The sequence below is a fragment of the Gilvimarinus polysaccharolyticus genome, from assembly GCF_001187555.1.
Classification (GTDB): Bacteria; Pseudomonadota; Gammaproteobacteria; order Pseudomonadales; family Cellvibrionaceae; genus Gilvimarinus; species Gilvimarinus polysaccharolyticus.
The window spans coordinates 1,452,078-1,473,907 of the sequence record NZ_LFIJ01000001.1; the positions used below are offsets into that span (position 1 = coordinate 1,452,078).

The window sequence follows — 21,830 nt, forward strand, 5'->3', positions numbered from 1 at the left end:
CGGCGGGACAGCCAATATCAAGCGAGCAGGTAGCCTCTAACGTTGGCATTAGCACGCGTTTATGGGGCGTCAAGATTTTAGCCGTCTCGCCCATAAACTTAACCCCAGCGACAATCAGGGTGGTGGCACTATGCTCTTTGCCAAAGCGTGCCATCTCTAACGAATCAGACACGCAGCCGCCGGTTTCTTCGGCCAGCTCTTGAATGATCGGATCGGTATAATAGTGTGCGACCAACACCGCATTGTGCTTAATCAACAAGGCTTTAATGCGGATTTTAAGCTCAGCTTGCTGCTCGGGAGTAAGCGCAGGCTCAGAGCTTAAGCCCGCCAAATGATCTTGTACCACTTGGCGATCAGATGCCAACGGCGGTATTGCAGACGTTGTTTTTTGAGTCATATGGATTACCACGGTCGCACCCACTTTGTGCGGGCTCTTACTGGGGCGGTATTCTACCATATCTTATGGCGCTATCTGGAACGCAGATAACACGGATTTTTAGACATGACTTGATTGTCGTTACGACTCGAAAACTGAGAGGCCACGCCCTAGCGCTATCGTTAAGACACAAAAAAAGCCAGGGGAAGCCCTAGCTTTTAGCGTGCCCTTACGGGCTGAATATGGTGGGTCGTACTGGATTCGAACCAGTGACCAATTGGTTAAAAGCCAACTGCTCTACCAACTGAGCTAACGACCCATAAACTGATTGTAACTGTAACGCGTCTTAATTTAGACGACGTACCCTTGCGGGGAAAGATGGTGGGTCGTACTGGATTCGAACCAGTGACCAATTGGTTAAAAGCCAACTGCTCTACCAACTGAGCTAACGACCCATTCTAATGCGTTTAAATGCTTTGGCAGACGGCCAAAACGGTGTTGCTAACGCCTTAAAAGAGGCGCACATAATAATGATTTGATCAGAAAAAACAAGCGGTTTTTTACAATACGGCCGTAATAAATGGCAATTGATCAATAACTTAACAACTCCGCTGGAAATTTCGGCAGAGCTAGCGGTAACGAGTTGGGTCGTCGACCCCAGCCATTTCAAAGCCAGTGCGACGCAACCGGCAGCTATCGCACACCCCGCAAGCACGACCATCATCATCAGCTTGATAGCACGATACGGTCAAACCGTAATCTACCCCTAACGCCACGCCTCGCTTAACAATATCGGCTTTACTTAAATCCATCAGAGGCGTTCGCACCCTCAGCCTATGCCCTTCGGTACCCGCGCGGGTCGCCAAATTCGCCATAGCCTCGTAGGCGGCAATATAATCGGGCCGGCAATCCGGATAACCCGAATAGTCCACCGCATTTACCCCAATGAAAATATCAGCGGCGCCAAGCACCTCAGCCCAACCCAACGCAATCGACAAAAACACTGTATTGCGCGCTGGCACATAGGTAATGGGAACTCCAGTGGTGTGCTCTTCAGGCACATCGATAGAGGTATCCGTTAACGCCGAGCCCCCAATCGCGCCAAGATCTAAGGTGATTACTTTATGCTCAACACTGCCCAACGCCTTGGCCGCGCGTTCAGCCGCTACCAGCTCGGCACGCATCCGCTGACCGTAGTCAAAGCTAATGCTGTAACACTCGAAACCCTCGGCGCGGGCGATTGCCAGTGCGGTAGTAGAGTCCAAACCACCGGACACCAACACAACTGCTTTTTTTTGGCTCATGACTGCCTTCTCACTTATTCAACGATGATTTAACTATGCTTATCACGCGGCATTAACGACCTGGGCTATCGTCCCACAACAACTTATGCAGCTGCAGCTGATAGCGCACCGGTAAATTATCGGCCACGATCCACTCGCCCAAGGCGCGCTCATCCACCTGCCCATAGCTTGGCGACATCAACACATCATCGACTCGCTCGGCAAGTTGGCGTTCATCGATTTTTAATCTTGCCCAGTCGTAGTCCTCACGTGAGCAAATCACAAACTTTATCTGATCGGACGGCTTTAACGTGGCGAGATTATCCCATAGGTTGCGATGCGACTCACCCGAACCTGGCGTTTTTAAGTCCATAACCTTCACCACCCGCGCATCGACCTCATCCAGCGCTATAGCGCCGCTGGTCTCTAGAGATACGTTATACCCAACATCGCATAATGCGCTCAAAAGCTCTAAACAGGCGCGTTGCGCCAGTGGCTCGCCGCCAGTTACACACACATAGCGAGGCTTAAAGCTTGCCACCTGTGCCAGCACCGCATCAAGACTCATGCGCTCACCGCCGTAAAAGGCGTACTCACTGTCACAGTAATGACAACGCAGTGGGCAGCCTGTTAGGCGCACAAATACCGTCGGTCGCCCCGATGTATTTGACTCCCCCTGCAAGGAGTAAAAAATTTCAGTGATTTTAACGGTTACTGCATTCATAAACGTGATCTGCTTGGCGCCGAGCGCCGGGAACTGATATTCTAAGTGGCTATGCGACAACTGCCGCAGGAGCCTCGATGAAACTGGCTAGATCTAAAAAAGAACAGCGCCAAGAACTGGACGCTTTGATGCGCGATTATCTTGAACACGGCGGCGCCATTAATGAAGTGGCGCGAGGCATATCCGGCCGTCTCGACAACCGCCAAGCGCTACCCCATGTATTTGATAAAAAAGCCGAACCCGACACCCGCACCCCAGTATCGGATGAGATTGCCGCGATTGAGGAGCGCCGTAAACCAAAGCCAGCCGCGCGCGCAACATCCCCGAAAAAACTCAACCGCGCCCGTAAAAAGATCATCTACGATGAATTTGGCGAGGCGCTGCGCTGGGAGTGGGAAAGCTAAAAAAACACCCACTCCCACACATCACGCAGACAACTCTTTTAGTCCACCAAACCGTAATCGCGACGTAGAATATCGATAATTTCCTGCTTAGGGTTATCGCTTAACACTATCGCTTCACCGGTGATTTTCTCGGCAATACTGCGATAGGTTTCCGATACTTGCATCAACACCGAGGCAGGCAAAGCATTGTCTTTTGCCAGAGCATTACGCTCATCCATGCGATCTTTATTAAGCAAAATATCAGGGTCTGGGAAGTAATTTAGCAGCAACTGGCGGAACTCTTCTTTCGATTTTTCCACCACCTTGCCATCGCGATAGCTTGGGCCATCCCAAATACGTGAGGAATCAGGGGTGCCTACTTCATCCATATAAATCAGCTTATCGTTGCCCGCCGCATCGGTGACATAGCCAAATTCAAACTTAGTATCGACAAAGATTTGGTCAAGCGCCGCCAGTGCGTCACTAATAACATCAAAGCCTTCTTTAAGCAGGCGCTCGTAGTACTCGATGTCATCTTTGCTCTTGAAGTTAAACGCCTCAAAGTTAGCTTCGATATCGGCGCGGGTGATGTTGACATCATCGGCCTCGGGCACCCCCGGTATACCTTTAAGAATCCCTTTAGTAGAGGGCGTAATCAGCAGCTCAGGCAACTTTTGGTCTTTTTGCAAGCCATCGGGGATCTCGATACCACAAAACTCGCGGCCACCTTTAGCGTAATCACGCCACATGGAGCCGGTAATATACTGACGGCAAATAGCCTCGATCATCACTGGACGAGCTTTTTGCACAATCCAGATAAACGGGTGCGGAATATCCAAAATATGGCTGTCAGCCAAACCTTGCTCGCGAAACAAACGGAACCAGTGATTGGAGATAGCATTAAGCGCTGCCCCTTTGCCCGGCACACCGTTCATGCCACCCTCACCGTGCCAAATGCAATCAAAAGCTGAGATACGGTCGCTGATCACCATAATCGCCAGCGGCGCATCGGCGGCTACGTTGTAGCCTTTCTCGGCGATCAGGCGGCGACTATCGGCCTCTGTCAACCAATACACACTGCGAACTTTACCGCTGTGTACCGGTTGTTCGGTGCGAATGGGTAAATCGTTGTTAACGGCAAGCACTCTGTCAGCCAGACTCATAAAATAGCCCTTTGTTGTTGCGCGATTGTTGCTGCGCGATTCTAGTTACGCCACTGCTGCGTAAATGAGAGAAATAAGAAAAGCCGGCGATATTAGCAGATTCGCTCGGCTGTGACACGTTTTGCCGCGATTCGCCGCAAAACGGACAGGCCAAACAGTAACAGGTCCAATCGAAACGGCCGCCAGGCGACGGCCGTCAAACTACATATTAAAGAGATTCACAGCCAATCTTTAGCCTTAAAATACCACAGCGGTGCAATAGCCGATGCCAGCATAATACCCGTACCAATTAAATAGCCCCACTCACTATGCAAGCCTGGGATAAACTCAAAGTTCATCCCGTAAAAACTTGCCACCACTGTGGGCGGCAGAAAGATAACCGCCGCAATCGAGAAGGTTTTAATGATCTGGTTTTGCTCGATATTGATAAAACCCTGAGTAGAGTCCATCAAGAAGTTGATCTTATCGAACAAAAAGGCCGTGTGTGACATCAAGGTATCTACGTCACGCTTAATCTCGCGGGCGGTTTCCTGCAACTCAAAATGCTCGCGCAAATGGCGCTGCAAAAACGAAATTGAGCGCTGAGTATCCATCAGACACAAACGAATTTTACCGTTACTGTCCTCCAGCTTGGCCAAACGATCGATGGCATCCTCCAAGTCTGCATCATCGTCCTCCAGCACCGTATGGCTAACCTCTTCTAGCTTGCGGTGAATATCCTCTAGCACATCCGCGAGGTTCTCCACTTTTTGCTCAAACATGGTAATGAGTAGGTCTTGCGGCGAATGCGCTTGCACCTGCCCTCGCCGAGCGCGCATACGTAATAGCCTAAAGTCGGCCAGCTCACTGTCGCGTAGGGTGATTAGGCGCTTATCTTGCAAAATAAACGCGACGGTGGTGGTTAGATGGCGACCTTCGGTTGGCGATAAAAACAACGAGTGAACGTGAATGCCGGCACTGTCCTGAAAATAGCGCGCCGAGAACTCAATCTCTTCGACATCGTCAGACTCAGGTAACTCGGCGCGTAAAAATTTATTCAGCTCATCGCGTTCTTCGTCTGTAGGCTCAGCGGCATCAATCCATACAGCCGTTGCCATTGCCGCTTTAACGTTGTCGGGGTCGACATTTTGATCCCGTAATTTTGCGCCCTGAATATCGAACATTCTCAGCATACTTTCCACTCCATCCGAATGAGCCCATAGTTACATAATCATGCGTTATTTCTTTCTCCGCGGAGCATAGGGCGAAGCCTCACCCTCGGGCCGAGTCTTAAATCGTCGATGCACCCATAGATACTGCTCTGGGTGACGGCGCACAACCGATTCTATCACTGCATTAACAGCCGCCGCATCGGCAACATCATCGCCGCTCGGGAAATTTTGCAACGGCTCTTTAATTTCTACGTGATACACACCCTTTTCATCGCGGTAATGCTCGAAAGGCACCACTGCCGCGCGCCCCATTTGAGCCATCCTAGCGGTGGCCGTAACAGTGGCAGCCTGAATGCCAAAAAAAGGCGCAAACACGGTATTTTGCACACCATAATCTTGATCTGGCGCATACCAAATACGGTGCTTTTTACGTAAATTTTTCACTAACCTACGCACATCATCACGGGGGATGGTGCCACCCGAATAAGTTTCGCGGGCTCGCGCCATCGCCGCCGCCAGCAAAGGGTTACGATCCACCCGATAAATCATATCGCACTCAATGTTCAACCCCATAACACGCCCAGCGATATCCAGCGTGGAATAGTGCCCACCCAACAACAGTACGCCCTGCCCTTCATTGTACAGTCGATGCAGAATCTCCATCCCTTTTAGGGTATAGCGACCCTTAAATTTACGATCGGGGCCCCACAAGGCAACCGCAGTCTCAACAAAGCTTAAGCCTACATTGCGCAAGATATCGCGCACCAGCTGCTCGCGTTCAAGTTCGGACAAGCCTGGAAAACACAAGGCGACATTAACCTTAGCAATATCGCGCCGCGAGCCAGCAAAGCGGTAAAATAACGCACCCAACCACTCGCCCAGCTTGTAGCACAGCGCCCACGGCAAATGTGCCACCAATACAAAAATACCCAGCATCAGCCAAGTCGCCCAGAAACGCGGGTGACCATAACCGGCTAAACTTGTCCGAGTATCGTGCTCTTTTCGCGCCATTACCCTACCACCCCGTCGCGGTTAACCTACTGTAATCTATAAATCCCGGCGCGATTATAACAAGTGCGCCACCATCTTGTGATTAATCTATTACAATCTGTTAGTGTATTTAGAGAAACAACTTCGCCCCTTTGTACCCCAACCAATGAGACCGCACTTTGGACCCCAAAACCGACACAAGACTAATCGAGCTAAGCGCCAGACTGGATAAAACCCACGCGGATATGACCGCCAAGTTGGATGAGCTTTATCGCTTGCGCGAGGCATCCGATGGCGAACAGTGGCGTGAATACGAAGCCCAGATACGTGCCCTTAAAGAGCAAGAGATCCGCCTGCTTAAATCAAAGAACACGGCATGGATGGCACACTGGCTACGCAGCGATGGCGAGATCGAGGTAGTTGACGCGCCGCATCGCACGCTCGGTATAATTTTGATTGGTATCAGTATTATCGGCGCAGCCGCACTGGCAACCTTGTGGTGGTACCTAGATAGCGCTGGGAAACTATAGAGAGAGGTTTAAAAAGACAGGACTAAAAAAGAAATGGGCAGTCCCCGAGAACGAGAACTGCCCCAACAGGAGCGTAAATCAATCTGAAGAATCGGCAGGTACTGCAGCGTCAATTAACGTCTGAAGCTCACCATTCTCATACATCTCGGTCACAATATCGCAACCGCCTACCAACTCGCCCTTTACCCACAATTGCGGATAAGTAGGCCAATTGGCGTACTGCTTTAGAGCTTCGCGAACATCTTGGTTGGCCAAGATATCCACGTATGCAAATCGTTTGTTGCAGCCCATTACCGCTTGCGAGGTACGCTGCGAAAACCCACACTGAGGCGCATTAGGAGAGCCTTTCATGTACAAAATAACTGGGTTTTCTGAAAGCTGTTGCTTGATGGTATCCAGTACTTCCATAATGCTAATTATTACCTCTTAAGATCTATCTGCAGGGCAAACCTGCTGGGCTGGCTATTCTACCGGAGTGCGGCATTCGATCCAAATATACCTAATGCTATTGCGCCCGATCTTAACTCTAATTAGCTTTAACTAACTTACCGAGAAGAAAGCCGGTCAAACCAGCCCGCCAAACAGGCGTCCATCATAACGTAAAGCACAGATAAATGGGATCCCAAAACAGTAACTATTTGCCATCTTATGGGTAAAAACCTGCTTTTTAATAGCCTAAATTACAATTTTAGCGCGCAGTTATAAGAGAACTCTAAATGACAGCGCTATCAGGCGAAACCTCCCTTGCGCTCAAATATTTATCGCGACACTTGCAGCCAACTTTTGGCCCGCGCCTTATAGACAACATTAACCAAGCTAAATGATTACCGTGACGTTAATCTTACAGTCGGCGCTTTACCAACGCCGTGGCTTTGTGACTTAACGGATCTTCGGGCCAGGGGTGTTTAGCGTAGCGGCCTCGTACCTCACGGCGCACATCGGGGTAAACCTCGCGCCAAAAAAAAGCCAAATCACGGGTCACCGCCAACGGCCTACCGGCGGGAGATAACAACTCAATCGCTAGGGCCACATCGGACGCCGGCAAACTAAAGGCAGCCACACCAAAAAACTCTTGCAGCTTAGCGGCGACACGCGGCTCACACATTTGCTCACCCGCGATAATATCCGCCGGCTGCTGGTCCCCCAGGTAATCCACCGCCACACTGCGGTCGCTAGGCAGGCTGACCTGTGCCGGCAGCCACCTATCTACCTCGCGCGCACCATCAAAACCTAGGTAGTAACGCAGCGCCTCCAGCAGTGGCAATGCAGTTAAGTCAGACTGTGGCGTTAAAAAGCTCAGTAACCATTGCGTGAGCGAGCCAAGTAAGGCCGTCTCGGACAAAGCCGGCAGCTGCACCCGCTGCTGCGCTTGCAGCAATCGGGCGCGCGCAAGCAAACTAAGCGCCGCCGTGGGCCACGGCACCCCAGCCAACCCCTGAGTACGAATAAACTGCAAGATAGCCTCTGGCACCTCACTCTCGGTTAATGGTCGCTCCGACTCATCGACCAACTGCCCGCCAACGCGATAGCAAGTGCGCTCAACCCAACGGCGGCGCTTAGCGCTGCCAAGTTGTTCCAGTGTCGATTCAACACTGGCCAGCTGCCGCACTTGTGCGGGGGTAAGGTCAACCGCCAAACCCACACCGACTTGCTCACGGCCACGCGCCATTATTTGCAGCACTAGCGCCCACTCACCTACATCGGCCAACTGAACGCTAACACCTGAGTTAATCCGGTAACGCCCCGATTCGCACCGGTGCGCTATACGGTCGGCAAACACTTGCGCTAAGCGCCCGGCCAAGGTTTGCGACAAGGGTGTAAGCTGAGCACTGGGAGCGATGGTCGCGCATAAATGTTGCTGCCAACGTTTGCTCAACTTGCGCCACTGGGGGTTGCGACGCGACTCCCGCTCGGCACTGCTTAGCCATTCTTCTAGGGTTGCCTCGGCGGTCAAATCAAAATGCAGCGCCAGTGCTAACAATAACAGCCACGGGTAATCTGTTAACGCGTCCTCCAGCAACAGCAGCAAAGCCGCAATTCGCGGGTGAGTACCCAACGCCGCAACGCGGCGGCCCTGCGCGGTAATTGCTCCGCCTTCATCTAACAGCTGCCAACGCCGCAAATGTTGTTGCGCGTGCTGCAGAGCCAAAGCTCCTGGCGGCTCCAGCCAAGGTAGCTGCGCCGCAGCTGTGCCCCAGTGAGCTAAGCGCAGCGCCAGCGGTAAGTAATCGGTGCGCCGAATCTCTGGCAGCGTTTGCGGTGCCAACGCCTCTGACTCGGGCCATAAACGAATGCAGCAACCGGCCTGCACCCGTCCAGCTCGGCCGCGCCGCTGCTGAGCACTGGCGCTGGATATACGACGAGTTTGCAGCCGAGTAACGCCAGTACGCTGCTCAAACGCAGGCTCGCGGGCAAGCCCGGAATCGATTACTAAGGTGACATCGGCAATAGTAAGCGAGGTTTCAGCAATATTAGTGGCTAAAATCACCCGTGCGCCACGGGCGGCATCCAAGGCGGCCAACTGCTCGACGCGATCCACACGACTATGCAAACAAAATACTAAAACCTCGGGGGCGGCAGCCTTAAGGGCTTGGCGGCACTCATCGATAGCGCGCCAGCCGGGCAAAAACACCAACACCGTGCACGCCTGCCAATTGGGGTGAGTGGCCAAGGCGCGCACCAGCTGTTGCGCTATCGGCTCGGCTCGCGAACCAACCTCACGGACGGGACAATAACTTACTTCGACAGGGTAACAACGCCCCGGCGAATACAAACTCATATCCACTTGCGTGCGCAGTGCCGCATCGGGCGTGGCCGACATCAATACCAGCTGTAAATCATCGCGTAAAATTGCGGTTTCTTGCAGCAGTGCCCACGCGGTATCTTGATCTACCGCGCGCTCGTGGATCTCATCAAGCATCACCGCGCTAACACCCACAAGTTCTGGATCGGCCAGCAAGCGCTGCAGCAGTACTCCCGGCGTCATAATCAATAATTGCGTTGCCGGCCCCTGGCAGCGATCAAATGCTACTTGATAGCCCACCGTTTGGCCCACATCATCGCCCACCAGTTCAGCCAAGCGGCGCGCCAACGTAATGGCAGGTAACACCCGCGGCTGAATCAACCATACCTGACCACGAGCCTGCTGTAACATCCACAAAGGAACCAACGTCGACTTACCTGCGCCAGGCTCAGCCTCCAGTAGAATGCTGCCGGCGCCCAATGCCGCCTCAAAGTCGGCACGCAAATCACTAATAGGAAGTATCGGATATTGATGGCTATTCACAATTGCCGCTCACCCCATCCAGATAAATTGCACGCCCCAGAGATACTGCAAACAGAAAACCCCACCGGCATTTACTGACGGTAAACATAGGCGATACGATAATGCTCATTACAACCCTACTTTCTAATATGACAACTCGACAACATAACCCGACAAACAGGCTGCGAGTTTAGCACTGCCCGTCACGCTACGTCGGCCTATAGGCCGTTATTTGCCAAGCCTTAGGTTTCTCTATAATATTACTTGTTTGGTTTTTGCCCTGCTCAATTGCCTGTCGCATTTAGCCCGCGCATCAGCCTGCACCGCACACTCTTGGATGAATCCCTGATTTTTCTTTGCCAGAACCTACTATCAAGGTTCGGGCGGCACTGTTTTTGGAGAAAGACAAATGTCTACATTGATGAACACTTATGGCGAACGGACCCTCACCCTGATCAAGGGCGAAGGCAGCCGAGTGTGGGACGATGCAGGCAACAGCTACATCGATGGCATCAGTGGCATCGCGGTCTGTGGCCTGGGTCACTCGCACCCTGCGGTAACCCGCGCAATTACCGAGCAAGCCGGCACTTTGCTGCATGTTTCTAACTTGTACAATATTCCGCCGCAGCGCGCACTGGCCGATAAACTGTGCCGCGCTTCGGGGATGGACAAGGTGTTTTTCTCAAACTCTGGAGCCGAAGCCAATGAGGCGGCGATCAAAATAGCCCGCAAATACGGCAATGACAAAGGCATCGAGAACCCAACCATAGTCGTGATGGATGCCGCGTTTCACGGCCGCACCATGGCAACACTAAGCGCCACCGGCAACGTTAAAGTACAACAGGGCTTTGCACCACTGCTGCCTGGGTTTGTACGCGTCCCCTTTAATGACGTTACCGCCATAGAAGCTTTAACCGCCCAGCACAAAAATATCGTCGCCATACTGGTTGAACCTGTACAAGGCGAAGGCGGTGTGCGGGTACCCGCAAAGGATTATTTACCCAAGCTGCGCACCCTGTGCGATCAGCACGATTGGCTGTTGATGCTGGATGAAATTCAAACCGGCAACGGCCGTACCGGTAAATACTTTGCGTACCAACACCACAATTTTAAACCCGATGTCGTCACCACCGCCAAAGGCCTTGGCAATGGCGTACCTATTGGCGCCTGCTTAACTCACGGCAAAGCCTCTGATGTTTTTGGCCCCGGCAACCACGGCTCTACATTTGGTGGCAACCCGCTGGCGTGCCATGCAGCTTGTGCGGTAGTCGACTTACTGGACGATGCCATGTTGGCCAGTATCGATGAGCGCGGCGTGCAGATCGTCGAGACCTTACGTCAAAGTATTGGCCAGCTGGACAAAGTCGTCGATATTCGCGGCCAAGGCCTGCTTATCGGTATTGAGCTTACCGAGCCCTGCCCCGAGTTAGTCGCTAAAGCTCGCGAACTTGGCTTACTGATCAATGTTACCGCCGGCAGCACGATTCGTTTACTGCCGACGTTTGTTATGACGGACGTCGAAACCGATGCGCTAATCAATGGCGTTATCGCTCTTGTTGAAGCACTTTAATTTAGACTGTTAAGGCACACTTATGGTTGCAGCTAGCGCACCACAAAACGGCAAAAAACCTCGGCACTTTTTAACACTGAACGACATCAGTGCCGAGGAATTAAGCAGCATTATTGCACGCGCCATCGAACTGAAAGCCGAGGTTTACAATGGCACATCCAAGCCGCTGCTCGATCGCAAAGTGATGGGAATGATTTTTGAAAAATCATCAACCCGTACGCGCGTTTCGTTTGAAACTGGTATGGCACAGCTCGGCGGACACGCGCTGTTTTTGTCATCGCGCGACACGCAACTCGGCCGCGGCGAACCGATCGAAGATTCTGCGCGGGTATTATCGCGCATGGTTGATATCGTGATGATTCGCACCTTTGGCCACGACACCATCGAGCGCTTTGCGGAATACTCGCGAGTGCCGGTCATTAACGCCTTAACAGACGACTATCACCCCTGCCAATTGCTTGCTGACATTCAAACTTTTGTCGAGTTGCGAGGCTCTATGCAAGGTAAAAGTGTGGCTTGGGTAGGCGATGGCAACAATATGTGCAACTCCTACATTAACGCCGCACGTTTGTGCGATTTTGAACTGCGCATTGCTACACCTCAGGGCTTTGGCCCCACGGCTGAGCGCATCAACGGCGCAAAGCAACGAGTTAAGATCTGCGCCTCACCATCCGAAGCCGTTCAAGGCGCCGATCTGGTCGTAACAGACACTTGGGCCTCGATGGGCCAAGAAGATGAAAAGCAATTACGTGAGAATGCTTTTGCCAACTACCAAGTTAACGAGCAGCTGATGAGCCACGCGGCATCTGACGCGTTGTTTATGCACTGCCTGCCGGCCTACCGCGGCAAAGAAGTCAGTGCCGAGTTATTAGACGCGCCGGACTCGCCAGTATGGCAAGAAGCCGAAAACCGCCTGCATGCACAAAAAGCATTGATCGAGTTTTTAATGACGCAATAACTTCTAGATTAGGCCGGTGACTATAACAACCCATACCCACCGGCCCCTTCCTTTCACTCGCCCTCAGCTCTATGATGTACAGCTAGACAATACTCTTAACGCCGTCCCTACTGCGGCAAGAGTTGAATTGTTGTACCCCTATCTTATAGCGAGAACTTTATGAACAGCTGGCAAGACTTTCTCGATACCCAAGGTGCAACGCGCTCGGCCACCGGCGAGCTCGCCTTTCCAACCGATGAAGCAAACGGCGGCCATTGCGTCGACACCACTTATATTACTGAACTTGGCTATCAAGGCTTACTCGCTTTCGATGGCCCTGACGCGATTAAATTTTTACAGGGGCAAGTCACCACCGATGTGCGTGAATTAGCCAGCGGCCAATGGAAGCTAGGGGCGCAGTGCAATTTAAAGGGGCGCATGCAGGCCAGCTTTGCCTTACTGCAAACACACCCCGAACAAATATTGCTGCGCTGCCACGCAAGTCTTACAGATACCATTGCCGAGAGCCTACAAAAATACGCGGTATTCTCTAAGGTCAAAATTAGCAATGTCAGCCACACTTGGCGACGCCTTGGCGTCTTCGGCCCTGCCGCTAGTAAACTGCTTGAGACTCATTGTAATTTACAGCTAGAACAATGTGGCGACGCACAAAGCCACACCGATATTATTGGCCTAAAACTGGATGAGCAACGCTATGAGCTGTGGGTAAGCGCGGAACGCGCCGAGGATCTCTGGCAAACATTTGTTAACAGCTGCACACTAGGGAATAGCCAGCTATGGCAACTGGCTGATATCCGCGCCGGACGAGCTGAAATTACCGCCACTAACGCCGGTGAATTTAGCCCACACGAGCTACACTACCCCCTGATTGGTGCGGTGAGCTTTAAAAAAGGCTGCTACACCGGTCAAGAAGTTGTTGCACGGCTACACTATAAAGGCAAACTGAAAAAGCAAATGGTACGTATCGCTCTTAGCACTGAGCGGCTCGATACACACACTGCCATTGTTGATGCCGCAGGCACCCGGCGCGGAACATTGGTAATGGCCGCACCCGTGAACACAAGCAGCTGGGAGGCTTTGGCCGTACTACCAAATGACGACAGCATCGAGCTATACCTTGCCGCGCATGAAGGGGGATCAGCAGTGATCAAAATTGATCGATTGAGCTTGCCCTACCCCCTGCCTACAGCAGACAATAGCCTATAGGACTGAGCGCGAAAATGCGTATCGGGCAACAAAGCGAATAAAAACGCACTAAAATACCAACAGGATCACCAATGAGCCAAGTTGTAGATACTGTCCGCCAGGACATCATAACCGCCATTAAGACCGACAAACTGGTACTGCCAACCCTACCCGAGGCCGCCCTCAGGGTACGCGAAGTAGCCGAAGACCCAGATGCCGATTTAGACCAACTGGCAGATGTTATCGGCTCTGATGCAGCGCTTTCAGCTCGTATTGTGCGGGTCGCCAATAGCCCGCTCTTGCGCGGCAATCGCACCATCGATGACCTGAAAATGGCACTGGCACGCCTAGGCATGGAATATACCTGTAACATCGCTACAGGCCTTGCCATGCAGCAGATGTTTCAGGCAACCTCAGACGTTGTCGATCAGCGTATGCGCGACAGCTGGACTCGCTCCAGCGAGATCGCCGGCATTAGCCATGTGCTTTGCCGCCACTACACCAAGCTACGCCCCGATCAGGCAACTCTTGCCGGCTTAATCCACAAAATTGGCGTCCTTCCGATTTTGACGTACGCCGAAGAACACGACTTTTTATTAGAAGACAGTCGCACTCTTGATATCGTGATCAATCAGCTGCAAGGGCCTATTGGTGATTTGATTTTAAAAGCGTGGGACTTCCCCGCCGAGATGATTCATATTCCCTCGCAGCACATGAAGTTTGACCGCGAAGCCGCCAGCGCTGACTACACCGACATTGTCACAGTCGCCATGCTACAAAGCTACTTAGGTAGCGACACCGCTCTGGGCAAAGTAGATTACAGCAAAGTTACCGCATTTGGTCGCCTAGGCATGGACCCAGATATGCAAATGGCCGAGGCTGAAGATTTATCCGCAGAGATGGAAGCGGCGATGGAGTTTCTACAGTAACAGCTAAAAAATATCATAACGGTAGAGACAATCAGCAGCACCCAAAAAAGCCAGAAGCGCATGCTCTGGCTTTTTTGGGGTGAAAATTCTAGGCATCGATTTCGCTACCAGCCCCATAGCTACAGACACAAACTTTAACAACAAACGCTTTAATTTGTAGCTACTTTTATTGTGGCTCGCTGTGACAGCTTAAGGGTTAAATTGGCTCGAGCATTTTCAAACAACTCGATGACCCGCGAGCTTCAACTTAGGAGTCAAAATAACGGCGATACACTTTGGGGATAGCGTCAATGGGTTGCCATTCAATACGTCGATAGAATACCTCTCCGGCTTCGCTTTGAAGAACTATCTGGCCCCGCGTCAGTGGTTTAGCACCAGATTCTGTGGTGTAAGAGGAACGACTCAGAGCCATCACCACCTCACCATTAACAATGTGCAGACTTTTACCTTGATAGGTAATCAGCTCCAACGTGTTCCACTCACCGCTAGGTTTTTCATTGTTATGGCTGGCCCCGCAGGGAATAGCACCTTCGGCACCACCAAAGGTTGTTAACGGCGCGCTCAAATCGTACTTGGCCGGCTCACCTTGCATTGTCGAGCCACAGTTAATATCTATTTGCGAGTGAGCAATCTTCCACCAATCGCCCGTCAGCCCCTCAACCCCCTGCTCGACAATCTGAAATTCTTGGGAGAGCGGCCAAGCACGCCAATAATCGACCCCATGCTCACCGGTACCGTGATACAAAATACCGCTATCGAATGGAAGCTCTTGTCTTGGCGGCCATTTTTTTTGACCCCACTTGACCTGTAACCGCAAATGGTAATTACTGTAATTTTGACGAGTGAAAATACCACCGTAAATCTCGCCAGTAATATGTAATACCGGCTCTCCAGACTCATCATTAACACTAAACACATTCCAGTCATCGCGATCGTAACCAACCGGCTCAAGATATTCACCGTCTTCAGCTTGCTTTAGACCCACAGCGTTTGTCTCGGGGCTGGGAAAACCTAGGTAGGTACGCCATTGACTAAGCTCAGAGTCTAATAATGGCTGCCATTGATCTGCTTTTGTAAAAGACGAGCAACCTAAAAGCAGCGCGGTAGATAACATCACACGATAAAATATTCGAGCATTAACCATACACTGGAAACCTTGTAAGCAATGAAACAACAATAATTTTATTCCGGCAACGTCAAGACTATCAGCCGCACAACCTTAAGCCTAGACATACTCGGCACCAGCTAAGCGATTGGCACTTTAACCGGAGGTTCGCAATCTTGCTCTGGCGCAGTTGGATGTATAGCCTCTTCCACTTGGTGCTCGGCTTCTCGCTCAGGCTCTCGCAGTAACCATTGCTCGATACGAGTTCGAATCAACAATTCTTTCTCCTCCCTTCGCCGAATCTCTGCGGCAAGATCTTTATGCAGCGAAAACGCCATCAAAACCATTAACAGCATAAAAGGAAAAGCCGCGATAATGGAGACCGTTCTCAGACCATATAAGCCACCGGTAAGCAAGAGCACGGAAGCCATTAACAACTGCAGGCAGCCCCACAGAATACGCACAAAACGCGTTGGCGTTAGCACTCCTTTAGAGGTAAACATGCCTAACACAAAAGTGGCAGAATCTGCCGAGGTCACCACAAACATAGACACCAGCGCTACCGCCAAAATCGCTGCAACAATGCCCCAAGGCAACTGATCAAGCAGGACATAAAGACCCGCAGGAACCTCTTTGGCCACAGCATCGGCAATACCCACGCCATCAAACAGTTCAAAATGTATCGCAGCACCGCCAAAGGTTGAGAACCACAACATACTTAACGCAACCGGCACTAGCATCACGCCCATCACAAATTCTCGAATGGTCCGGCCTTTTGATATTCGAGCAATAAAACTGCCGACAAACGGCGCCCAACTTAAGCCCCAAGCCCAATAAAACATAGTCCACTGCTCTACCCAATGCTCGTGGGAATAAGGTGTGGTCACTAAGCTCATTTCAATAATATTGCCAAGATACTCGCCGACAGTTTGCGTCAGCTCGCCAAAAATAAATGCGGTAGGCCCGGTAACAAGCACAAAAACCAAAAGCCCCGCGGCAAGTAGCATATTGGCGTTACTGAGGTAGCGTATACCTTTATCGAGCGGGGTCATGGCCGAGATAATAAACAGCGTTGCCAGCCCTGCCAGTATCATAAACTGCGATACTACCGTGTATTCAGCGACCCCTAACCTAGCCAATCCGCTGTTTACTTGTAAAGCACCAAGCCCTAATGTGGTAGCGACCCCAAATATAGTGGAGATAACAGCCAAAATATCGATGGCAGCTCCCCAACCTTGATCTACCCGACGGCCTAATAACGGGCGGAATGTCTCACTGATCAAACCGTGACTATTATGACGAAAGCGCACATAGGCAATAGCCAACCCGACCAAGGTAAAGTTGGCCCACTGGTGAAAACCCCAATGGAAGAAAGCGTAACGCATACCCAGCTGTGCCGCCTCTGCGCTGCGCGGCTCACCTAACCCAAGGGGTGGCTCATTAAAATGCATCATGGGTTCGGCGACCCCCCAAAACACCAGACCAACCCCCATCCCCGCAGAGAAAATCATCGCCAACCAGCTAACGTAAGAAAACTCCGCTAACTCATTGTCTGGCCCCAAACGAATACAACCGAATCGAGAAAACGCAAGAAAAAAGACAAATAATACAAAGCCGGTAGTAGCCATTAGATACATCCAGCCGACATTTCTCGCCGTCACATCAAGCAGTTTTTGAGCCGTGGATTCAACCGCCTCAGGTTGTAGCGCAGCAGCAATAACAAAAACAGTAATGATCAGGACCGAGACGTAAAATACCAAGCCTACATCACCGAGATATCGCCTTAAAAACATTTTGATCTTGCTCATTGACGACTCACAGAAGGGCGACTAACCCAAACATTGTGCTGCTGAGAACTTATGGACATGACTCACCTCAGTATTGACAAACAAAGGCACGCTTAGCGCTTTATTTGTGAAAATAACGATAATACTAGAAATAAAATGCCATCAAATAATGTGTAAAAAACCTTACACAGGCATCAACCTCAAAGAAACCGGAATATGGCCGTATTGTAGCAGCTGAGCCCAAAGTTGATCAGTACACCCTTTTTTAAACCCGTCAGAAATCTAAACTCATTAAGCCCAGGTAGAAAATTGAGCGCAATCGACTCGAGATCACAATAAAACTCCGGCCTGTACACCGTTAAAAGATACTCTTTCTTTCCGTCGTGGTAGTACGTTATCCTGATTACTAAATTTAAACACGAGGAATAGACATGGGCTTTTGTCGCCTATCCAGCATTGTGTCTCGGGCTGCGAGCATTTATTTAATACTTTTCTGCTCACTGGTACAGGCTGAACAAGTTGCCCCTCCCTCCACCAAAGAAATCATTGCTATGGTTCAGCAATACTGCGGTGGCTGCCATACTGCACCCTCCCCTTCACTTCTGCCTAAGCACAGTTGGCCGGCCGTTATTGATTCGATGGTGATACTGGCTAAAAATCGTACCGGCCAAGATGTAATACCGGAATCGGCCGTCAAACACATTAAGGCGATTTATTACGGCAGCAGTCCAAAAGAGCTGCCAACACTGCCCTATATCGATCAACCACACCCAGCGTTTCGTTTTACCGCCAATAATATTGGCGAGGCATCAACCATCCCACAAATCTTAAATATCCAAGCAGTAGATTTAGGTCGCAAGGCAGATCACAGCTTTCTAGTCTGCGACGGCGAGCGTAATCAAGTTATTTTATTAGAAACCAACACTCAAAAAGAACCTCAGTGGCAAGAAACCGTTCTGGCTGAAATTGATATTCCGATTACCACCCAAGTGGTAGATTATAACGGCGATGGTTTATTGGATATTCTAGTGGCTGACCTAGGTGCGTTTCCTCCCAACGGTATTTTGGCAGGAAAGATATTCCTTTTGGAACAACAAAAGGACGGCTCCTTTAGCAAAACCTTGATGATGCACCAACTAGGTCGCGTGACAGATATGCAAGCTCTGGATTTAGATGAAGACGGGGATCTCGACCTAGCGGTAGCCGTCTTTGGCGGTGGCAATATAGGCGAGGTTTTTTGGATGGAAAACCTCGTTGAAGGCGGCCATAAAAAACACTCCCTACTAACGTTAAGTGGTGCGTTAAACATTACCGCCGCGGACCTTAACGGCAATGGCCGCTTAGACCTTGTAACCTTAGTGGCACAAGAGCATGAATCGATAATAGCTTTCTTGAATCAAGGTAAGGGAAACTTCCAACGCCACAATATTATCACCGCAGGCCACCCGCTCTTCGGGGCCACAAGCATGGCGGTAGAAGATCTGAATCACGACGGTAAATTAGATATTATTTTTACCAACGGTGACGCGTTTGACACCCAGACAGATCCTAAACCCTACCACGGAGTGCAATGGCTAGAGAATCTAGGAAATTTAAAATTTGCCGCTCATGATATTGGTCGTTTTTATGGTGCCGCCAGTACCGCAGTGGGCGACTTAGATGGAGATGGAGACCTAGACATTGTCGCCAGTAGCTGGCTCAACTATTGGGATGACCCCAAGCGACAATCATTAGTGTGGTTCGAAAATAATGGCCAGCAACAGTTTAAACCACGTCCCATCAGTGGTGCTTACCGTGGGCTGGTACCACTTGAGCTGCTGGATATCACCGGCAACGGCCAGCTGGACATCGTTACTGGCTCTTTCCGCATGGATATTCTCAAAGATTTTTTAGGCACAGAGACGGACGGACGTAAGCAAATGGATATTGAAGGTATGAAGGCCGATCGGCGAGGAAACAGCGCTCGCTTACTGTTATTCACATCGGTAACATCTACTAGCCAATAGATTCACCAAAGAAAACTGACCTAAACGGCGAGTGGCAATTATCATAGCCACTCGCCCTGCATTACAGCACTTTTGATGACTCCATTTGCATCAAACGCTTTATTGCCTCCCAGCTAGACGGTAAGACGACATAGAGCCGTCAGAGCCCCCTTTATTAACCTTTCAGGCACAAAAAAACCGCCGGTGCTACATTAGCAAGCAGCGGTTTTTTATATATGGCGGAGAGGAAGGGATTCAATCAGGCACGTCCTGTGCCTGACCGCTTCGCGGCGCCTTCGGCGAGCCAAATGCTCCAAGCATTTGGTCGACCCCTCTGTCGGGTTCGAACACCTCCCTTTAACCTTTCGCGCATAAAAAAACCGCCGGTGCTTCATTAGCAACCAGCGGTTTTTTATATATGGCGGAGAGGGAGGGATTCGAACCCTCGATACCGATCAAGGTATACTCCCTTAGCAGGGGAGCGCCTTCGGCCACTCGGCCACCTCTCCGTGTCAGTTTACCGCGAAGCACCGTCTTCTGGCTTCACTCAACTGGGGCGGCATAATACCATATTTTACAGAAATTCAAAGGGTTGTAAGTCATTCTATTAAATAAAATAGTCTATTGGCGATGATTTGAGCGGCTTGAATGAAAATAATACAGCAAAAAAACGGCAGCTATAAAGCTGCCGTTTATCAGACAAAAGGCCTGTATCTGAAAGAGCTTATGCTAAGTCATCTTCCTGATTTTGCTTTTCGCGCTGAATGCGCTGGTAGATTTCTTCGCGGTGTACTGCGATATCTTTTGGCGCATTGACACCAATTCGTACTTGGTTGCCTTTTACACCCAACACGGTGACTGTTACCTCATCACCAACCATCAAGGTTTCGCCAATACGACGGGTTAAAATCAACATAACGTACTCCTTAGTTCCATCCTGTTACTGCGGCTGGATTCCGCTCTCCAGTGCCACCATAAGTTAACCCCCCTTGCGCGCTTAAGGCTAACCGCAAGCTCGAACTTATTTGCTCGCTACTTACAGTATTGACCATTTTTGGCAAAAAGGGGGAGTTGCCCCCAAAAAGGTTCTCTCAAACCCAAACATCCCTCTTTTTGGTGCAGGCTTACGCTATAACAGCAGCGATTGTTACGCCTGTACCGCTTCGGCATCCAAGCCAAAGGCGCTGTGTAAACTGCGCACAGCCAACTCGAGATACTTTTCGCTGATAATCACCGTTATTTTGATTTCCGAGGTGGTGATCATCTGAATATTGATGCCCTCTTCGGCCAAGGCGGTAAACATAGTTGTTGCAACGCCGGCGTGTGAGCGCATGCCTACCCCAACAATTGAAATCTTAGCTATCGCATCATCACTGATCACTTCGCGCGCACCGACCTCTTTAGCCACATCGGCGAGTACCGCTACGGTTTTTTGCATGTCAGATTTATTGACAGTAAAGGTCAAATCGGTGGTGTTGTCGGCCGCTACGTTTTGCACAATAACATCAACTTCAATATTGGCTTTGCCAACCGGTGCTAAAATCTTAGAGGCAACACCCGGAGTGTCGGGAATACCGGCCAAAGTAACTTTTGCTTCATCGCGGTTAAAGGCAATACCAGAGACGACAGGTTGTTCCATAGTGTTCTCATCCTCATCGAGGGTAATCAAGGTTCCCGGACCATCTTTAAAGCTGGATAACACCCGCAGCGGGACGTTGTATTTACCAGCAAACTCTACCGCGCGAATCTGTAAAACTTTAGAGCCTTGGCTCGCCATTTCCAGCATTTCTTCAAAGGTGATTTTTTCTAATCGACGCGCTTTATCGACAACGCGCGGATCGGTGGTATAGACACCATCGACGTCGGTGTAAATTTGGCATTCATCAGCTTTTAGAGCCGCTGCCAAAGCAACACCGGTGGTGTCCGAGCCACCACGGCCTAGTGTGGTAATATTGCCCTGCTCGTCTACGCCCTGAAAACCCGCGACCACCACTACTCGGCCTGCGGCCAAGTCCGCGCGCATATTGCTATCGTCTATAGACTGAATGCGCGCTTTGGTATGTGCGCTATCGGTTAAAATTTTAACTTGGGTGCCAGTATAAGAACGTGCCTCCCAACCGCGCTGCTTAAGCGCCATACACAACAAAGCAATAGTGACTTGCTCGCCAGTGGACACTAGCACATCCATTTCCCGCGGATCTGGCGTTGACTGAATAGCATTTGCCAGGGCAATTAAGCGATTGGTTTCACCACTCATGGCCGACACAACGATCACCATGTCATGGCCATCGGCACGAAACCCAGCAATTTTATCGGCAACCGCTGCAATTCGCTCGACAGTACCTACCGAGGTACCCCCGTATTTCTGTACCAATAAGCTCATTCTCGGCCTATTCCTCACATTTTCAGCTATAGCACCGCGTTACACATATTGCGAAAGGCGGCA

19 protein-coding genes and 3 tRNA genes are annotated in these 21,830 nt (G+C 50.7%); 7 read left to right on the forward strand and 15 right to left on the reverse strand.

Annotation, left to right across the window (positions count from 1 at the left end; all coding sequences use genetic code 11):
* From nadA to queE, 5 genes are all read right to left on the reverse strand, one after another.
* Window positions 1-397: quinolinate synthase NadA (gene nadA / locus GILYN3_RS06295; RefSeq protein ID WP_198147294.1), on the reverse strand; the 397-nt coding region annotated here is incomplete at its 3' end.
* Between the two features lie 222 nt (window positions 398-619).
* Window positions 620-695 (reverse strand) — tRNA-Lys (locus tag GILYN3_RS06300).
* Between the two features lie 60 nt (window positions 696-755).
* Window positions 756-831, reverse strand: a tRNA-Lys gene (locus GILYN3_RS06305).
* A gap of 174 nt (window positions 832-1,005) precedes the next feature.
* The gene (gene queC, locus GILYN3_RS06310; RefSeq protein ID WP_198147293.1) at window positions 1,006-1,680 is read right to left on the reverse strand and encodes a 7-cyano-7-deazaguanine synthase QueC; all 675 of its coding nucleotides are present in this window, start codon (window positions 1,678-1,680) and stop codon (window positions 1,006-1,008) included.
* A 52-nt stretch (window positions 1,681-1,732) separates the two neighbouring features.
* Entirely contained in the window at window positions 1,733-2,383 is a 651-nt protein-coding gene (queE, locus tag GILYN3_RS06315; RefSeq protein WP_049722046.1) for a 7-carboxy-7-deazaguanine synthase QueE, read from the reverse strand.
* Window positions 2,384-2,460: 77 nt separating this feature from the next.
* Between queE and GILYN3_RS06320 the strand changes: the two genes are divergently transcribed.
* Window positions 2,461-2,787 carry a hypothetical protein gene (locus GILYN3_RS06320; protein WP_049722047.1) on the forward strand — a complete coding sequence of 109 codons (327 nt, stop codon included), beginning with the start codon at window positions 2,461-2,463 and terminating at the stop codon, window positions 2,785-2,787.
* Between the two features lie 38 nt (window positions 2,788-2,825).
* Here GILYN3_RS06320 and GILYN3_RS06325 read toward each other — a convergent pair whose 3' ends face one another.
* The 3 genes from GILYN3_RS06325 to lpxL all read right to left on the reverse strand — a co-directional run bounded on the left by GILYN3_RS06325 (window position 2,826) and on the right by lpxL (window position 6,091).
* Window positions 2,826-3,929, reverse strand: coding sequence for a phosphoribosylaminoimidazolesuccinocarboxamide synthase (locus tag GILYN3_RS06325; RefSeq protein ID WP_049722048.1), 1,104 nt, complete (start codon window positions 3,927-3,929; stop codon window positions 2,826-2,828).
* 218 nt (window positions 3,930-4,147) lie between these two features.
* On the reverse strand, window positions 4,148-5,101 hold the full coding sequence (gene corA, locus GILYN3_RS06330; protein WP_049722049.1) for a magnesium/cobalt transporter CorA: 954 nt from the start codon (window positions 5,099-5,101) through the stop codon (window positions 4,148-4,150).
* 45 nt (window positions 5,102-5,146) lie between these two features.
* The gene (gene lpxL / locus GILYN3_RS06335) at window positions 5,147-6,091 is read right to left on the reverse strand and encodes an LpxL/LpxP family Kdo(2)-lipid IV(A) lauroyl/palmitoleoyl acyltransferase (protein ID WP_049722050.1); all 945 of its coding nucleotides are present in this window, start codon (window positions 6,089-6,091) and stop codon (window positions 5,147-5,149) included.
* Window positions 6,092-6,249: 158 nt separating this feature from the next.
* On the opposite strand from lpxL, the gene GILYN3_RS06340 reads away from it, so the two are divergent.
* Window positions 6,250-6,600, forward strand: a complete 351-nt coding sequence (locus GILYN3_RS06340) for a hypothetical protein (RefSeq protein ID WP_157484862.1) — start codon at window positions 6,250-6,252, stop codon at window positions 6,598-6,600.
* Between the two features lie 78 nt (window positions 6,601-6,678).
* On the opposite strand, the gene grxD is transcribed toward GILYN3_RS06340, so the two are convergent.
* On the reverse strand, window positions 6,679-7,008 hold the full coding sequence (gene grxD, locus GILYN3_RS06345; RefSeq protein ID WP_049722052.1) for a Grx4 family monothiol glutaredoxin: 330 nt from the start codon (window positions 7,006-7,008) through the stop codon (window positions 6,679-6,681).
* 433 nt (window positions 7,009-7,441) lie between these two features.
* Window positions 7,442-9,886 (reverse strand): ATP-dependent helicase HrpB, encoded by a 2,445-nt coding sequence (gene hrpB / locus GILYN3_RS06350; protein ID WP_232305516.1) that lies wholly within the window; start codon window positions 9,884-9,886, stop codon window positions 7,442-7,444.
* A 388-nt stretch (window positions 9,887-10,274) separates the two neighbouring features.
* Here hrpB and GILYN3_RS06355 point away from each other — a divergent pair, with 388 nt between their 5' ends.
* The 4 genes from GILYN3_RS06355 to GILYN3_RS06370 all read left to right on the forward strand — a co-directional run bounded on the left by GILYN3_RS06355 (window position 10,275) and on the right by GILYN3_RS06370 (window position 14,507).
* Entirely contained in the window at window positions 10,275-11,435 is a 1,161-nt protein-coding gene (locus GILYN3_RS06355; RefSeq protein ID WP_049722054.1) for an aspartate aminotransferase family protein, read from the forward strand.
* Window positions 11,436-11,457: 22 nt separating this feature from the next.
* Entirely contained in the window at window positions 11,458-12,393 is a 936-nt protein-coding gene (gene argF / locus GILYN3_RS06360; RefSeq protein WP_049722055.1) for an ornithine carbamoyltransferase, read from the forward strand.
* A 159-nt stretch (window positions 12,394-12,552) separates the two neighbouring features.
* Window positions 12,553-13,599 (forward strand): CAF17-like 4Fe-4S cluster assembly/insertion protein YgfZ, encoded by a 1,047-nt coding sequence (gene ygfZ / locus GILYN3_RS06365; protein ID WP_049722056.1) that lies wholly within the window; start codon window positions 12,553-12,555, stop codon window positions 13,597-13,599.
* A 71-nt stretch (window positions 13,600-13,670) separates the two neighbouring features.
* Entirely contained in the window at window positions 13,671-14,507 is an 837-nt protein-coding gene (locus GILYN3_RS06370; RefSeq protein WP_049722057.1) for an HDOD domain-containing protein, read from the forward strand.
* Between the two features lie 247 nt (window positions 14,508-14,754).
* Here the strand turns inward: GILYN3_RS06370 and GILYN3_RS06375 are convergent, their stop codons facing one another.
* Both GILYN3_RS06375 and GILYN3_RS06380 read right to left on the reverse strand, forming a co-directional pair.
* Entirely contained in the window at window positions 14,755-15,651 is an 897-nt protein-coding gene (locus GILYN3_RS06375) for a 3-keto-disaccharide hydrolase (RefSeq protein WP_049722058.1), read from the reverse strand.
* A 101-nt stretch (window positions 15,652-15,752) separates the two neighbouring features.
* Entirely contained in the window at window positions 15,753-17,420 is a 1,668-nt protein-coding gene (locus tag GILYN3_RS06380; RefSeq protein ID WP_049722059.1) for a BCCT family transporter, read from the reverse strand.
* Between the two features lie 410 nt (window positions 17,421-17,830).
* Between GILYN3_RS06380 and GILYN3_RS06385 the strand changes: the two genes are divergently transcribed.
* Entirely contained in the window at window positions 17,831-19,405 is a 1,575-nt protein-coding gene (locus tag GILYN3_RS06385) for an FG-GAP repeat domain-containing protein (RefSeq protein ID WP_049722060.1), read from the forward strand.
* A gap of 398 nt (window positions 19,406-19,803) precedes the next feature.
* Here the strand turns inward: GILYN3_RS06385 and GILYN3_RS06390 are convergent.
* The 3 genes from GILYN3_RS06390 to GILYN3_RS06400 all read right to left on the reverse strand — a co-directional run bounded on the left by GILYN3_RS06390 (window position 19,804) and on the right by GILYN3_RS06400 (window position 21,767).
* Window positions 19,804-19,893 (reverse strand) — tRNA-Ser (locus GILYN3_RS06390).
* Between the two features lie 215 nt (window positions 19,894-20,108).
* Entirely contained in the window at window positions 20,109-20,300 is a 192-nt protein-coding gene (csrA, locus tag GILYN3_RS06395) for a carbon storage regulator CsrA (protein WP_049722061.1), read from the reverse strand.
* A 231-nt stretch (window positions 20,301-20,531) separates the two neighbouring features.
* Window positions 20,532-21,767, reverse strand: coding sequence for an aspartate kinase (locus tag GILYN3_RS06400; RefSeq protein WP_049722062.1), 1,236 nt, complete (start codon window positions 21,765-21,767; stop codon window positions 20,532-20,534).
* Window positions 21,768-21,830 lie beyond the last annotated feature (63 nt).

Excerpts from the sequence above, each read along its gene's own strand:
- ygfZ (WP_049722056.1), top strand. The coding sequence starts at position 12,553 with ATGAACAGCTGGCAAGACTTTCTCGATACCCAAGGTGCAACGCGCTCG.
- argF (WP_049722055.1), top strand. The coding sequence starts at position 11,458 with ATGGTTGCAGCTAGCGCACCACAAAACGGCAAAAAACCTCGGCACTTT.
- GILYN3_RS06385 (WP_049722060.1), top strand. The coding sequence starts at position 17,831 with ATGGGCTTTTGTCGCCTATCCAGCATTGTGTCTCGGGCTGCGAGCATT.
- GILYN3_RS06320 (WP_049722047.1), top strand. The coding sequence starts at position 2,461 with ATGAAACTGGCTAGATCTAAAAAAGAACAGCGCCAAGAACTGGACGCT.
- GILYN3_RS06355 (WP_049722054.1), top strand. The coding sequence starts at position 10,275 with ATGTCTACATTGATGAACACTTATGGCGAACGGACCCTCACCCTGATC.
- GILYN3_RS06325 (WP_049722048.1), bottom strand. The coding sequence starts at position 3,929 with ATGAGTCTGGCTGACAGAGTGCTTGCCGTTAACAACGATTTACCCATT.
- queC (WP_198147293.1), bottom strand. The coding sequence starts at position 1,680 with ATGAGCCAAAAAAAAGCAGTTGTGTTGGTGTCCGGTGGTTTGGACTCT.
- queE (WP_049722046.1), bottom strand. The coding sequence starts at position 2,383 with ATGAATGCAGTAACCGTTAAAATCACTGAAATTTTTTACTCCTTGCAG.
- csrA (WP_049722061.1), bottom strand. The coding sequence starts at position 20,300 with ATGTTGATTTTAACCCGTCGTATTGGCGAAACCTTGATGGTTGGTGAT.
- corA (WP_049722049.1), bottom strand. The coding sequence starts at position 5,101 with ATGCTGAGAATGTTCGATATTCAGGGCGCAAAATTACGGGATCAAAAT.
- lpxL (WP_049722050.1), bottom strand. The coding sequence starts at position 6,091 with ATGGCGCGAAAAGAGCACGATACTCGGACAAGTTTAGCCGGTTATGGT.
- GILYN3_RS06375 (WP_049722058.1), bottom strand. The coding sequence starts at position 15,651 with ATGGTTAATGCTCGAATATTTTATCGTGTGATGTTATCTACCGCGCTG.
- GILYN3_RS06380 (WP_049722059.1), bottom strand. The coding sequence starts at position 17,420 with ATGAGCAAGATCAAAATGTTTTTAAGGCGATATCTCGGTGATGTAGGC.
- GILYN3_RS06370 (WP_049722057.1), top strand. The coding sequence starts at position 13,671 with ATGAGCCAAGTTGTAGATACTGTCCGCCAGGACATCATAACCGCCATT.
- GILYN3_RS06400 (WP_049722062.1), bottom strand. The coding sequence starts at position 21,767 with ATGAGCTTATTGGTACAGAAATACGGGGGTACCTCGGTAGGTACTGTC.
- grxD (WP_049722052.1), bottom strand. The coding sequence starts at position 7,008 with ATGGAAGTACTGGATACCATCAAGCAACAGCTTTCAGAAAACCCAGTT.